At 39.1% G+C, this 15,736-nt stretch carries 10 protein-coding genes; 1 reads left to right on the top strand and 9 read right to left on the bottom strand.

The genetic code is table 11. The features are described 5' to 3' along the window. The first annotated feature begins 6 nt into the window (after positions 1–6). Positions 7–3,642: a BamA/TamA family outer membrane protein gene (locus Q4534_RS21365; RefSeq protein ID WP_303615192.1), complete on the top strand. Its 3,636-nt coding sequence runs from the start codon at positions 7–9 to the stop codon at positions 3,640–3,642. 58 nt (positions 3,643–3,700) lie between these two features. On the opposite strand, the gene Q4534_RS21360 is transcribed toward Q4534_RS21365, so the two are convergent. The 9 genes from Q4534_RS21360 to Q4534_RS21320 form a co-directional block, all read right to left on the bottom strand. Then, positions 3,701–4,780, bottom strand: coding sequence for an adenylate/guanylate cyclase domain-containing protein (locus Q4534_RS21360; protein WP_303615191.1), 1,080 nt, complete (start codon positions 4,778–4,780; stop codon positions 3,701–3,703). Beyond that, positions 4,770–6,779: a polyphosphate kinase 1 gene (gene ppk1 / locus Q4534_RS21355; RefSeq protein WP_303615190.1), complete on the bottom strand. Its 2,010-nt coding sequence runs from the start codon at positions 6,777–6,779 to the stop codon at positions 4,770–4,772. The genes Q4534_RS21360 and ppk1 overlap by 11 nt, the downstream gene beginning before the upstream one ends. Positions 6,780–6,984: 205 nt before the next feature. Continuing rightward, positions 6,985–7,971 (bottom strand): YpdA family putative bacillithiol disulfide reductase, encoded by a 987-nt coding sequence (locus Q4534_RS21350; RefSeq protein WP_303615189.1) that lies wholly within the window; start codon positions 7,969–7,971, stop codon positions 6,985–6,987. A gap of 1,204 nt (positions 7,972–9,175) precedes the next feature. Continuing rightward, on the bottom strand, positions 9,176–10,711 hold the full coding sequence (locus Q4534_RS21345) for a sulfatase (RefSeq protein WP_303615188.1): 1,536 nt from the start codon (positions 10,709–10,711) through the stop codon (positions 9,176–9,178). 681 nt (positions 10,712–11,392) lie between these two features. After that, positions 11,393–12,055, bottom strand: coding sequence for a CPBP family intramembrane glutamic endopeptidase (locus Q4534_RS21340; RefSeq protein WP_303615187.1), 663 nt, complete (start codon positions 12,053–12,055; stop codon positions 11,393–11,395). 120 nt (positions 12,056–12,175) lie between these two features. Beyond that, positions 12,176–13,012 (bottom strand): LytTR family DNA-binding domain-containing protein, encoded by an 837-nt coding sequence (locus Q4534_RS21335; RefSeq protein ID WP_303615186.1) that lies wholly within the window; start codon positions 13,010–13,012, stop codon positions 12,176–12,178. A gap of 207 nt (positions 13,013–13,219) precedes the next feature. Continuing rightward, positions 13,220–13,927, bottom strand: a complete 708-nt coding sequence (locus Q4534_RS21330; protein WP_303615185.1) for a CPBP family intramembrane glutamic endopeptidase — start codon at positions 13,925–13,927, stop codon at positions 13,220–13,222. A gap of 73 nt (positions 13,928–14,000) precedes the next feature. Next, positions 14,001–14,582: a Crp/Fnr family transcriptional regulator gene (locus Q4534_RS21325; RefSeq protein ID WP_303615184.1), complete on the bottom strand. Its 582-nt coding sequence runs from the start codon at positions 14,580–14,582 to the stop codon at positions 14,001–14,003. 735 nt (positions 14,583–15,317) lie between these two features. Then, positions 15,318–15,736 (bottom strand): hypothetical protein (locus Q4534_RS21320; RefSeq protein WP_303615183.1); only part of this gene is annotated, 419 nt, incomplete at its 5' end.

Genomic DNA, 15,736 nt, shown 5'->3' with positions numbered 1-15,736 from the left:
CCTCCTATGAATAAGCTTTTTCTTTTGTTGGTATTATTGTCTTTCTCTACCGCAGAGGCCCAGAAAGCCCCTTCAAAATTCAGGCTTTATTTGGTTGGAGATGCCGGAGAAGTTAAAAATGGAACAAATGCAGTAGTGGATGATATCCGCAATAAACTAAAAGCTCAGCCTGATATTCCTTCCCATATCGTTTATTTGGGGGATAATATTTACCCGCAAGGGATGCCTAAACTAGATGATGATGAAAGGGCAATGGCCGAATATGTGCTGAAAACCCAGTTAGACCTCTACCAATACTTGTCAGGTAAGATATGGATGATACCTGGAAATCATGACTGGAAAAAAGGCAAAGAAGATGGGTGGAACAGCATCCTTAGGGCTGAAAAATATGTAGCGGCAAATTATCCGGAAGATAAGGTAAGCTGGGTGCCAAATGGTGGATGTCCCGGACCTGATGTGGTGGAACTAGACAATGAAACCATACTGCTATTGTTGGATAGCCAATGGTGGCTTCATCTCAAGGATAAACCAGGAATTGAGTCCGATTGTGAGTACAAAACGGAAGATGAAATTTTAGAAGCCGTAGCTTATGTCCTTGAAGAAAATAGGGACAAGGTAGTATTGGTGGCCATGCACCATCCTTTTCGGTCTTACGGACCTCACAATGGTGCTTACAGTTGGAAGGATCACCTCTTTCCCCTTACTGCCCTTTCCCCCAACTTATACTTACCCTTACCTGTCATAGGCTCGATTTATCCCTTATACAGAACATGGTTTGGCAATATTCAGGATTTGGTTCATCCAAAATATGAGGCCATGGTTGATGCCTTGGAAGCAATCTTTGAAACCCACCCCAACTTGATACAAGTTGCCGGACATGAACATGGACTGGCCTATACCCAGGAAGATAACATAAGTTTTATAATCAGTGGTGCAGGTGCCAAGCATACCACTGTAAAAAAGCACCATGTTGCAGATTTTATCTACCCATCTCAGGGATATGCTGTGCTTGATTTTAATGCCAATCATGAGGTGAATTTGACCTTCTTTGACCCCACTAAAAAAGAAGCATTGTATAAAAAGCAGTTGGTAGCGCCATTTGCAAGTGGGGAGACTGCCTTGGAAGATTTTGAAAGGGAATTGCCAAAAGAGGTGACGAGACCTATTTCCACCCAATACATCCATGGGAAGGGGTACTATAAATTTCTTGGTAAAAACTACCGAAACACTTGGGCGATTCCTGCTACCTTCGAGACCATAGACCTGTCTACTGCCAAGGGTGGCTTAAGCATTGTCAAACAAGGTGGGGGCATGCAGACGCGCTCGCTTAGATTAGAGAGTGAAGATGAGAAAGAGTATGTGTTAAGGTCTGTAAATAAATATCCTGAAAATGCCCTTTCGCCGGCCATAAGAGAAACAATAGCCAAGCAGGTGGTGGAGGATCAAATATCTTCTTCTCATCCATATGCAGCCCTTGCTGTGGCAAGGCTTGCAGAAGAAGTAGGGGTAGTCCATACCAATCCTAAAATAGTACATCTACCCGATGATCCTATTTTGGGAATTTACCGAGAAAAATATGCAGATAAGCTTTACTTGTTTGAAGAAAGAGAAATAGCTTGGGAGGGTGTGGCAAAGGATTTTAAATTTTTTAGTACAGACAAGATGCTTGGTAAAATTCATGGCGACAATGACCATGAGGTGTTACAACACAAAGTACTCAAAGCCAGAATATTTGATTTATGGATAGGTGACTGGGACCGACATGATGACCAATGGAGGTGGATAGGTGAAAAAAAGGAAAAAGGCTGGAAGTTTAGCCCGATGCTTAGAGATAGGGATCAGGCTTTTTTTGTAAATGAAGGCCTAATACCTAAGATTGGCAGCAGGAAATGGCTGGTACCTAAGTTTCAAGGTTTTGATTATAAAGCCCCTCGTACCATTCCGGGTTTTATGTTTAATGGAAGGTACTTTGACCGAAGTTTTATGAATGAATTGGACAGGGAAGACTGGGAAGAGTCTTTGGACGATGTAATTGCTAAGATTTCCGTAGAAGGGGTAAAAGAAGCTTTTCGGGACTGGCCGGATTCGGTTGTGGCCGTTGATGGGGGAGAAATACAAGCTAAATTGTTGCAAAGGAAAACCTGGTTGAAGTCGGGAATGCTTGAATATTACCAATTTCTAGCCAAAGAGGTCGATGTGATTGGGACAGATAAAAATGAGTTATTTAAGGTGGACTACCTCCCTGATGGTCGTGTGGAAGTTTACCTTAGAAAAATTGATAAATCAGGAAACCTTGAACAGGAGCTTTACCGGCGGATTTTCCTACCGAAAGAAACCAATGAAATCCGTTTGTATGGGTTGGAAGGAGATGATATTTTTGAATTTAATGGCGAAGGTACCGGGAAAATAAAAGTCAGGGTGATTCCGGGTCATGGGGAAAAAGTGATTGCGGATAATGGAAGAACAAAAAGAAAGAACACCCTTATTTATCAAAGTCCCAATGAAAAGGTATCTGTCGCATTAGGGAATAGTGCTAGAGTCAAACGTGAACCTTCCGAAATAAATTACGATAGAAAGCATTTTAAATTTGACAAACTCATGCCTTTGGCGTCGGTGGCATACAATAGGGATGATGGGATCTATATTGGTGCAGGGCTATTGTGGGAAAAACAGGGGTTCAAAAAGGAACCTTTTGCCATCCGTCAATCTGTGATGAGTAAATTTGCATTCAAAACCAATGCCTTTAATGTGGAGTACAAAGGTCATGCTGTGGATGTGCTGAGTGACCTAGATTTGGTATGGAGTGCCGATATTCGTGCCCCGCAGTATTCTTTTAATTATTTTGGAATGGGGAATGAATCCTTCTACAATAGGGAGTCTTTTGAAATTGCTTATTACAGGGCTAGGTTTAATTGGTATGAGCTTAAAACTGGCTTGCAAACCAAGCTTGGAGAAAGTGGTAATTTAACCCTTGGTCCCCAATTTCAGTCATTTAAGTTAGACCGAAATGAAAATACCAATAAATTTATTACCTCACCTGAAAGTGGTTTGGATCAAGCAGATCTTGATAAGGCCCGGTATTATAGCGGGCTTTTTGCCAAAGTGTTTTTTGATACAAGAGATCATGAGAAAATGCCTTCAAGAGGGGTGTTTTTTGAAGCACAAAGCCAAAAAATGTGGGGTTTAAATGACTATTCAGGGAGTTTTACAAAAATAAATGCTGAATTGGCCATGTATTGGTCGTTTCGTTATCCTTCCAGATTGGTTTGGGCAACCAAATTTGGTGCAGGGAGAAACTGGGGAAATTATGAGTTTTTTCAAGGTCAAACCCTAGGTGGCACAGTTAATTTAAGGGGCTTTAGGAGGTATAGGTTCAATGGATATGCAGTGGCTTATAACAATACAGAAGTGAGGGCTCGCTTGTTTAATCTAAAAACGTATGTTTTTCCTGCTACAGTAGGTGTCTTGGCCTTCCATGATATTGGTAGGGTTTGGGGCCGGCAAGAAACTTCCGGTAAGTGGCACAATGCAACCGGAGGAGGAATATGGATGGCTCCGCTGAATCAACTTGTGGCCACTTTTACTGTAGGTTTTACGGAGGAGGAAACCTTACCTTTCTTTTCTTTAGGCTATCAGTTTTAGGTTGTCTTTTGGCAATACCGACTTTTGCCATTACTCAGAGCGTTAAGCAGGAAGTGAATCAACTGTTTAATTGAGCTACACGATATAGCCTTACGTCTTTACCTTTTCCTTTCAAATGGATGGTTCCTACATCATCAATTTTATAAGCCGCTTTGTTTTTTATCAACTTAAAAAGTGGCTCTGAGATTAGCAGTTGGGCATTGAGTTCATTGCATTTTTCTTGAATTCTAGCGGCAGTATTCAAGGTGTCGCCATGATAGGTGATTTCCCGCTTGATGTCCCCAACCTCAGTGATGATCACAGGGCCAATATTAGCTCCTGCCTTAAAGTAAGGAGTAATGCCGTATTCTTTTTGGTAATAATCGGTCTTTTTTTTCAGCAGGTCAGTAAATGCAAAAAAGGCCTTTAGAAAATTATCATTATCGGTACCTTTTTTGGGGTTCCAGCTTACCACTACTTCATCTCCGACATACTGATAGATGTCTGCCCGGTATCGATCGACAATTGAGAAATCCTGGTAACAGTTTTGTAAAAAACGACTGTATTCCAGATGGCCGATTTTTTCAGCAAAAGAGGTAGAGCTTTTCAAATCAATGAACATAAAAATTCGCTCTTCTTCACGTGGCTTAATGAATTTACCACTGAGCATTTTCCATAAATTACCGGGTCCCAGTTTTCGGTCAATCTCTATGAATACCTTGGATATACTAACAGCCACAATGAGGTGAACAATTAAAAACATGTTTTCTGTTAGCTCGTTGGGACTTACCGGCCCATTGTAAATCCATGGCAAGGTATAATAATACACGAAGTCTAAAATGTGTACGATCAAAATAATCATGAGTGCCTGAGCAGGAATACCTATGCTTAGGGCAATTTTTGGCGAGGTATTTATCAATAATTTTTTAAGAATCAGCACATCAAACATGCTTGATAATAGTGCAAGACCAAAAGACCCTAAAAAGATCATCATAAAAGCAAACTTTAGAATGTCTGCTACACTAACCGTTGAATATGCCAATGGATCTAAACTGTATAGGGCAGAAAAAAAATACCTGCTATAACCTGACAATGACATAAATATCATGGCCAATAGAAAGTAGATTTTAAAATTCCGAAAGATTTCTCTATAAAGCATTTTGAGAATTGTATTTGTTAACTAATTCAAACATTCTTTCCTGGGATCCAATGGTTTCCTCTCCTGTTACAAACTGATTTTCATTTTTACATGCCACAAACCTGCCTTTTTTGTTGTCATGAAGTTGGGCATAGAGTTCTGCCAGCAAAAGTGATTGGGCATTATCCTGAAGGACAGGGAATGCTACTTCAATCCGTTTTGATAAATTTCTGGTCATCCAGTCCGCAGAGGCTAGATAAATCTTTGATTCACCGTCATTGTGGAAATGGTATATTCTAGTGTGTTCCAAAAAGCGATCAATAATACTGACCACTTTGATGTTTTTCCCTTGCAACTCGGTTTGTGGATGATAGCAACAAATGCCACGGACAATTAGGTCAATTTTAACCCCTTCATCAGCAGCCTTCCTAAGTTTATCGATCATAAGGGTGTCCTCTAAGCTGTTAAGCTTAATGGTCAATTTGCCCTTTCTGCCTTTTTTGACCAAGCTGATTTCATTGTCAATTAATTGCTCAATTGAACTTCTTAAATTAAAAGGAGCAACCAATAGGTTTTCAAATTGCGGTTGGTAGGAATTGTCCTTGAGAAAGGCGAAAACCTCGTTTAGGTCGTTGGTGTAATCGGTTTGTGTGGTGAGTAAGGCGTGATCTCCATATATTTCAGCCGTTTTTTCATTAAAATTACCCGTGCCCATGTAGGCATAAGTCTTGAGAACCTGGCCTTCTCGTCTCTTAATGGTGCAAATTTTGGCATGCACTTTAAAGTTATTGATGCCATATTTTACCGTAGCCCCTGCTTTGCTAAGCCGCTCTCCCCAGTAAATGTTTGACTCCTCATCAAACCGGGCCTGTGCTTCATCCAAGACAAATACCTTCTTGCCACTTTTGGCTGCCGCTTCAAGTGCCAGGCAAACCGCTGAGGTCTTTGCCACCCTGTATAGTGTGATGTTTATTTCCTCAACATCCTTATCTTCTGATGCGACGTTTAAAAAACGCGTTACGTAATCATAACTCTGATAGGGGAAACTCAAAAAAATAGCTTCCTTATTTATCTCCTCAAACCAATTGGAGGAATGATCTAATCTTGGACAAGGGACTTTTGGGATCTCCGGGTAAAACAAGTGCTTTTCTGATGCCGGAAACGCAAAGAAATCATAAAAATTATGGTAGCGACCTCCCGGGATTAGTCCAGACATGTCCACCTCTATTTTTTTTCTTAATGTATCGATGTACTTGAAAGGGATGCTTTCATCAAAAAGTAAACGGGAAGGCAGGCCGGTATCTCTGTTTACAATACTCTTTTCAATTTTTACTACTATGTCCTCCTCTTCTTCTTCATCCATATACAATTCTGCATCCCTTGAAATCTTCACCGCAAATATTTCGGGTTTTTCACCCAATAATTTTGAAGCATTGCTTCTGAAAATATCATCTAACTGTACGATGCGTTTTTCCTGACCTGAAGTAGAGATATCAATAAATCTTCCGAATTTTTTGTAGTCAAGTTCAATGAGGAACTGCCGATCTTTGGTGACTGCGTAAAGATAGACCGTTAGGTTTTTAAGTTGGATTTTAACTTCTTCTGTAATGTCCAAGTTGGTAAAGTTTCCTTCAATTTCACGGTCAAAGTAGGTGTTCATCTGCTTCTTGTCTTCCTCAGAAAAATGCTCCGTCAATAAATGAACGCCTTCTTTTGCTAAGCCTGGAAGAATTTCCGAATAGAAAACTTTACCCAAACGCTCTTGCTGAGCGCTTACAATTTGATTGATCTGCTGGAGGAGAAATGAAGGCCGGTAGCCATATTTGTTTTTTAGATCATCCTGGAATGACTGAGCGAAACGATGGCTCGCTACCCTTACCCTATAAAACTCTTCTAAGTTGGAGGAATAAATGGCCAAGAACTTCAAGCGCTCCATCAGGGGGCTGTCTTCATTTTCTGCTTCCTGAAGAATTCGTTCATTAAAAGACAACCAATTTAAATCCCGGTCTGTGTAGTTCATGGCTAATTCCAGTTTATTCAAATATAAGGTATTAGACAATACCAGTACTATTCTTTCCCAAATACATGGGTATTTGAAATCAACCTAAATCTGAAGATATGTTAATATAAATCAAGCGAAGAAATCGAAAAGCTATAAATTATTGCTGTACTGCCCAAACCGAGGTTTAGGCAGTACAGTATTTCCGGCTTATTCAAGTAAAGCATTAACCTTCTGTTGCTGAAGCTGCTTTTTTTCTTGAAATATCGGCTACAATGGCCTTGGCATGAGAGATGGTGTTTTCTATAAAAAACTCTCTGGTATTGAGTCCACCGCAAACTACCCCTGCAAGGTATAATCCCGGGACATTGGATTCCTGGCTAATGTCGTCAAAGCAAGGCTGCCTTTTTTCATCCAGACTCAATTGGACACCCAATTGGTCCAGCAATTCAAAATTGGGTTTGTAACCCGTCATGGCAAGGACAAAGTCATTTTCTATGGTTACCTCTCCCTCAGGGGTATTGATTACCACTTCTTTTTCCTTTATTTCCTTAATGCTGGAATTGTAATATCCTTTAATAGATCCTTCCTTGATTCTGTTTTCGATGTCAGGCAAGACCCAGTATTTCACGGTTTGATCGATCTCAGGTTTCATGACCACCATGGTTACTTCGGCTCCCTTTCTCCAAGTTTCCAGGGCTACATCCACAGCTGAATTACCTCCGCCTATTACGATGATCTTCTGTCCGATATAAGGCCAGGGTTCTTTGTAATAATGCGAAACTTTGGGCAAATCTTCCCCGGGAACATTCATGGTATTGGGCAGGTCATAAAAGCCGGTGGCCAATACAAGCTTTTCAGTAAGGTAATCCCCCTTGGAGGTGTGTACCAAAAATCCACCTTTTTGTTTTTCTAAGGTATTTACCTTTTCGTACAAGTTGATATTGAGTTGATAATGTTTGACGATCCTTCGGTAATACTCCAGTGCCTCCGGTCTCGTCGGCTTATTGGAAATCGACATAAAAGGGATGTCTGCCATTTCCAATTTCTCAGAAGTGGAGAAAAAAGTCATATTGACCGGATAGTTAAAAATCGAATTGGTCAGCACACCTTTCTCTATAATCAGATAGTCAAGGCCTTTCTTTTTTGCTTCTATACCACAGGCCAAACCTATAGGGCCGGCTCCTATTATCAATAATTCCAACTTTTTCATAAATTATTAAACACGATTGGTGGATTTGAGTTCCTTGAAACCCGGTTTATATAAGAAGGATGTACTAAATATACGCTGGAATCGGTTTTCATACTCCCGGCGGTTGAGCGAAGTCGAAACCATAGGGTTAAGGAGAGCGTAATGCCTACTCCTTCGGCTCCGCTCAGGAACCGGCTAAGTCTTTACCGAACCCAGCTCAGAATCGGTTACCACACACCCGGCGGTTGAGCGGAGTTGAAACCATAGGGTAACGAGTACGTTATGCCTAATCCTTCGGCTCCGCCCAGGAACCGGCAAGGTTGCTGCGTTTGGTTTCGATCAGGAACCGGCTAAGTCTTTACCGAACCCAGCTCAGAATCGGTTTCCACACACCCGGCGGTTGAGCGGAGTTGAAACCATAGGGTAACGAGTACGTTATGCCTAATCCTTCGGCTCCGCTCAGGAACCGGCAAGGTTGCTGCGTTTGGTTTCGATCAGGAACCGGCTAAGTCTTTACCGAATCCAGCTCAGAATCGGTTACCACCCACCCGGCGGTTGAGCGAAGTCGAAACCATAGGGTTAAGGAGAGCGTAATGCCTACTCCTTCGGCTCCGCTCAGGAACCGGCAAGGTTGCTGCATTTGGTTTCGCCCAGGAATCGGCTAGGTTGCTGCGTTTGGTTTCGCCCAGGAACCGGCAAGGTCTTTACCGAACCCAGCTCAGAATCGGTTTCAATATTCCCGGCGGTTGAGCGGAGTCGAAACCATAGGGTAACAGGTACGTAATGCCTACCCCTTCGGCTCCGCTCAGGAACCGGCAAGGTTGCTACGTTTGGTTTCGCCCAGGAACCGGCAAGGTCTTTACCGAACCCAGCTCAGAATCGGTTTCAATATTCCCGGCGGCTGAGCGGAGCCGAAGCCTTAGGGTTACGTGCGCGTAATACCTACCCCTTCCGGCTCCGCTCAGGAACCGGTGAAATTAAAAATAAATTAGCCTAATTGAAGACTAGGTCCAAGTTTTTAAGGAAATTTTATCTGGGGATGAAAAGGGGGAGGTTTTGACTTGTTTTTCCCTTGCAGTGGCTCGAAGTCCGATTTTGATTACTACGATCACCTTGTCCTGCTTGACAAGAAAAGGTTATGAATCCATGCTTTCCTATTCCCTCAAAACGCAACCCATAATCCGGTAAACTGGCGGTTCACCCTTTTATTTCATAATTTCTATATTCAATTATATAATGTTGAATTTGGAGGTAGTAGCACGTTGTTTTTTTGTCTCCATGAGACCAACTCATTTAGTAATGCATTTTTCACCTCAATTTCTGTTTCAGAGAGGTCTAGAGACTCTGTTGGGTCATCAAGAAGATTATATAATTCTAATTTACCATTTGCTAAAAACTGAATGAGTTTGTAGTTGCCCTTTCGAATAACTGAACAAGTTTCATGTTTATATTGGCTGGCTATATGCCAAAACAATGGACGTTCCAATAATTTTTTATCTGCACTACCATCAAATAAGCTAGTGAAGGAATTGCCATCCAATATACCTTTGTAATCAATCCCTGCCAGATCCATAAAAGTTGGGAAATAATCTGTAACCAAAATTGGAACCTTCGTACGGGCGGCTTTTATCTTTCCTGGCCAGTTTACAAAAGTTGGGACTTTAATACCACCTTCATAAATCATCCCTTTTGAACCTCGTAATTTATTATTGCTAGTATTGTTATGCCCATTATCTGATGTGAAAATGATAACTGTATTTTCTCGAAGTCCTTTTTCATCAAGATAATGTACGATACGTTCCACATTATCATCTAAGGATTCGATCATGGTTGCATATCTTGCTACATAATCCTTTTTCTCACCTTTTTCTAAACCTTGACCTGTTAAAGGATCACCTGGTTTGTTCATGTATTTTTTATAAAGCTTTTCATTACGGGAACGCAAAGGTCTATGTACAGTATAATAATGAAGGTTAATAAAAAATGGCTCCTCTTTGTGTTCTTCCATAAATGCGATGGCTTCATCTGTCAACCGATCTGTCAACCATTCATCTGTTGATTTTTGCTCTAAAAAAGGATTGCTGAAAGGGGCAAAATATCCACCTGTTTCACTTTGGTAGCCACCTATCTCTAAGGCTGGATCGCCACGATATGTTCCTCCTACATTTTTTAAATATCCACGTCCTTCAGGATAATACGGTTTAACAGCCTCGGATCGATGACTTTCTACCCAACTAAAATCGGAAGGACTGGGCTGGGTGAGCTTTTTCTTAATCGGCCAATCCATTGCCAACTCTTCCGTTGGGTACGGTCCTACCAAGTGCCATTTACCAATGTGAATCATTTTATAACCTAAGTCTGAAAGGGGTTCCGAATATCCTGTATGCTCCAGTCCAACTGTCCATCGAGAAAATATATTTTCCTGATCAGTTCCTTTCTCTAATACAGGTACAGTATATACACCTGTCCTGAAAGATTGCTTCCCTGTAAATAAGGCCGTACGAGAAGGCGAACAGGTTGGGTACATGTAAGAGTTATCCATTACAAGACCTTCGTTTGCCAGTTTATCAATAGCTGGTGTTTCATAAAAAGTAGAACCATTAAAGCCTACGTCTCCATAACCCAAATCATCTACCAATATAAATACAATATTAGGTTTTGTACCATTTACCTTTGGCTTACTATTTTTATTACAACCGTTTAAAATTAATACAAGTGGTAAAAATATCCAGAATTTCAATTTTGAACTATTTTCTTTCATTTTCAATAAGTTAATTTGGTTTTAGTACCTAAAAGATGCCTTAAGGACGAACCACTTTTTATTTTAAAAATCGGTGATTCATTCCGTTTAGTTCCTAAATTAATAATTTTCATTAAACTCTTTCGGTATTGTCGTTTATTGCAAAACCCGAGAAAGCATACGCTGGCATGTTTCGACCAAAGGAGGCCACCAGCCAACTGGTTCAATAAAATCAGGAAACAAAATAAAAAGTGCCGGTAAGCTTAATGGGGCGGGTAGGTGTAAATGGAAATAACAGCCTCAAATTCGCTTCAAAATCCTTTCCCTAATAAATATAATAGCTACTAAAAAAAAGGAACCCTAAGCCAAAAAACAACCTAAAAACAGCCTCTTTTTCATTCTCCCAACGCTAAAAAAACAAAAGGAGAAAGCCATTTTCCATAGTAACCCAAGTTCCCAACACCCTTCAATGTTTTATTGAAGTTTACCCTGTAGATGTTCCCTGAGCCTGTCGATAGGTTTCAGCCGATAGCATGCTTAGTTATTAGCTGCTGTGGTTTCGACCGAGTAAGTACGAAACAATGAGTTTTTTTGCGTACTGATGCTGTAACCAGTCCATTTGCGCTACGATTGCGCAAGAGTCAAATCCATTTATTCAAACAAACTAAAAGTCTATTTGTTTAACATTCTTTCTTGGTGTAGTTATGCCAAACCAAAGTAAAAACTCAAAATACCTAGCGTGTTGAAAATGCCATGTATCATAATCATAAACCACAAATCGTATTTTCGCAGGTAGAATATTATTGATAAAAGTGCTCCGATAATGACCACAACAAGTTGCCCCGTGATCCCTTGCTGCATGTGCATATATCCGAAAAAACCACAAATTATTAGAATATTAATAGCAAGACTGATTTTACTGTCTCCAAAGAATTTGACGAACTGTCGCATAAGATAACCTCGAAAAATGATTTCTTCCCCAAATCCCGCGGTAGCCCAAACTATCAATAACCATACGATGGTGGTCGCAAGGTTTCCTTCCAATTGACTCATGCTTGAATAGTCAATAGGAACTCCTGTTAACATCTCGATTCCGGGTACCACAACAAAGACATAAAAAATAAAGAGTCCCAGAGCAACTAAAGGAGCATGTACAAGGAGATTTTTTGCATTGAATTTTGCTCGTTTAAACCCAAGCGCTGAAAATGGTTTTCCCTTGAATTCTATATAATTAGCTATAATGATTATAATAGAGATAATTATATTTTCAAAAGGTGTTCTTGTGATTGGTCCAAAGTACATGAAACAAATAATAGCAAGGGTCACTAATGGAATTACTATTTGTCGTAAGGTCATTTTTTTCATCTTTTTTGATTTTAAATTCTAAGACGAAGTAATGAACTGGATTCCCAAAAAAACCTTTAAATATTAATGTTTTTACTGAATGGTAGGAAATTGATAACTGGATGGTCGATAGCTTTTAATTTATTGAAACCAATTCATAAATTCTTTTCGCTTATATCGACTGATGTTGATTTCGGAAATCGCATCATTTTCAAATGAAGTTTTTAAGGTAATCCGCAACTTGCCATTTTCAACCTTTTCAATTTGGTCTACCGCATCTTTATGAATAATAATTTTACGATTAACTCTAAAAAACAATTGGTCGTTTATTTTTTCTTCGAGTTCATTCAATGTAAAATCGGTGGTAATAGAGGTACCATTGTTTTGAACAGTATAGACAATTTTGTTTTCGCTATAGAAACACACAATATTTTCGTAAGTAAGCTTAGTTATTTTCCCACCGCTTTCAATAGTAATTTCATTATCTTTTATAGATAGCTTATATAAATTATAGATATCTAGGGAATATGCTAACCCTATGAGAATGATACTTAACAACAAGGTAATAAGCAGTCCAATTAATAAATAATAGAATTCAGCTTCTCCACTCGCAATTTTATTTAATACAATACCTAACGGGATATACATAATGGTAATATACCCAAGAGTAGAGACCATATACCTCGAGATAGAAGTGTTTTCTACTTTTTTAGAGAAATACTTTTTCTTGTAATGTTTAAAATTAAGCTCTGCTATGATTCCTATAAGAATACACAAAGCAATAGTGGATAGAAAACCTTCTACAGGGAATCTATACGATTTACCATCCGGGAAACTCTCCGGATTGGATAAATGATTTACGACTAAAGAGAAAATTATAAGGATAATTAATTTCTGAAACCAACTCCATAGAGAACTATGGTTAAATTTAAGCGATACTGTTTTTAATGCATTTTTGGTTGGTTGTGAAGTACTCATTAATTAGAAGTTCTTTTTTAGTCAAATTATTGTAAGATGGTGTGTTTTTACCATTGCAGCTAACGGTCTTGTATAAGAATAGTAACGGATTAAAAAACATAAATCTTTCAACTTATCACTTGACGTTGTTCAAAGATACTCACTTTTATTTTAGCACTAAAACCGCTATTATTTTTATACACGAGTACCCACTTTTTTATTTTTTTTCTAAGAACTTTTTAGTAGATATAGTGACCCAATTATAATAATGTCTTGTAGGAAGTGAATAAGCCAAGCCCAAAATATACCGTTGGTTTCATGAATAGACTTACTTAAAACATAACCTAATAACCCTGCTAATATTACCCCAATAATTCCACTAGGCATTCCTTGGAAATGTGCAACTCCGAAGATCACCGCAGAAATGAGAAATATATTATTTGGAGAAAGTAGGTTTGTTAATGGAGCATTAATTCCAACCCTGAAAATCATTTCTTCTGCAAATGAATTGGTTAATGAGAATAATACAATCCAAAGAAAACCGGTTTTTAACAAACTGTAATCAATCGTTTGTCCTTTAAGTTGGAAATACATAAATATGCCTGTTGCTAAACTTATAAAGATGGATAATGAAACACCTGTTTTGAGCCAACTATCTCCTTTTTTAATTCCAAAAATTTTTAGTTCTTCGCCTACTGCTGATAAATTGCCAATTGATAGTATGGATTTTAAACTTTCTGGATTAAGAATGTATGAACTAATCATTGATATAATGGCAATACCCAACAATAATAATTGGTAGCTTATTTGAAAATTGATATAATTATTTTTACCTACCTCAATACCAATTCTGTTAGTTTGTCCTGGTAGTAATAAAATGCCAATCGTAAATGCTAGGACTAAAAGGACAGGTATTGATATTTTTATATTTTGCATGATTATTCAATTTGATTAATAATGCAAAGGTCAAACTATAGTATCTGAAAAAACTTGATATATGGTAAGAAAACTACAGGGTGATTTTTTTTCTAATTCGACTAAAACTTTCGGGTGTAATCCCTAAGTATGATGCTATGTGTTTTTGAGGTGTTCGTTGAACAATTTCGGGTTGTCGTTCTAAAAGTTTCAAATATCTTTCTTCAGCAGTAAGCATCAATAAGTCTATTTGTTGTGTTTGTTTGTGGATAAAAAGCGATTCGGACGCTATTCTACCAATATTTATACCTATTGTAGAACTATTATATAATTCTTTTAAGTCAGAAAATGAGATAGAAAGTATTTCGGTTGGTTCAATTGCTTGAGTAAATAACGCAGTTGGTTGTTGAGTTAAAAATGACATATAATCTCCAAAAAATTCATTTTCATAGCACAAGTCAAGACAAATGGTAGAATTTTCTTTCCATAAAAAAATGCCTGCTGAGCCTTTCGTAATTATGCTCAGGTTATTTTCTATTTTGTTGACTTCTTTTATGATTTCATTTTTCTTGTACGAATTTCGTTTTAAAAAAGTAGCAAATGATTCCCATATTTCTAGCGGTGCTTCAAAATAGGGGTCAAATATTTTCTTTATTAAGAATCCGGTTTCGTTCATTTCTTGAATTGTGGGTAACATTATGGCAGATTGGCGTCGGGCCTTTTGCGTGTCCTTCATTCGGGCCTGACTCCAATCGGGATTCAGCTAGGAGCCGGCGGGCTTTCGGAGACGTTCTCCTCCAACCTACTCCTAACTTCTTAAAGGTACTGATTTTCATATTTAATCGAAATCGCCCGCTGTATCCAAGGTGATGTGTGTGCCCAGCAGGGGCATCTGGTATCGAAGATACCAAATTATTCCAGAGGGTGAAAACCTGTGCCGAAGCATGTCGGTAGCCTGTGCCGTATTTTTTCGGTATCCCTCATGTGAGGGAGTTCCCGGGAACCTTATCAGATTAGGGGTAGACCAAGACCATGCCTATGCATGGAAGGACTGAGCGTAAAGAAATGACCTCTTTAGGTTATTTTAGTGAAGGGCCAGATGGCGGGAGGGTAGAAAAGGAGGATGGGCAGTAGCTCAGAGTCCGATTTTGATTACCACTATTACTCTGTCACGCCTAAGAAGAAAGGGATACGAATCTATGCTTTCCTATTACCTCAAATCACAACCTACAATCCAGTGATCTGGGGCTGAGCGTAAAAAATGATCTCTTTGGATCATTTTAGTGAAGCGCCGGAATGCAGGGCAGGTACGAGACCCGTACAACCTGCCTTTTTTTCACAGGGGTCGACCGGGATGGTGTGAGAAACTTAACCTGAGTTATTTGGCACAAGTTGGGCTACTCGATTGTGGCTAGTTTTTTATTTTTTCCATGTCAAAATAGCATTCTCTTACAGTGTTTAAATCTGTCAATCCTTTGTCACAAGGGTTTTGTTCCTTTTTCCTTTGTTCAATTCCCCAATCAAAGTTTCTTTTAATTTCCGATAAAGTTGTTGCAGGACTTTGAGAACCAATTCCAACTTTCGATTTATTGACTGTAATTGTTTCCAATACTTCAAAGTCAATTAGTGCTTCTCTTTGAATATATGTCAAGTCAAGCAGGTCAAGACATTTCGTGTTAATCATTCCGCTTGGAATTTGTCTTCCAAAAAGTCGATTTTGGTAAATGAAGCTAATTCCAATCCATTGTCCGCCTGAGTATTCCACTCCATAGTATACCACTATTCCAGAGCAAAGTATACCAGTGATTCCAGGGGAAAGTATACCAGTAA

Source organism: Cyclobacterium sp. 1_MG-2023 (assembly GCF_030546805.1).
Lineage (GTDB): Bacteria > Bacteroidota > Bacteroidia > Cytophagales > Cyclobacteriaceae > Cyclobacterium.
This window is presented reverse-complemented; position numbering and strand designations above follow the sequence as displayed.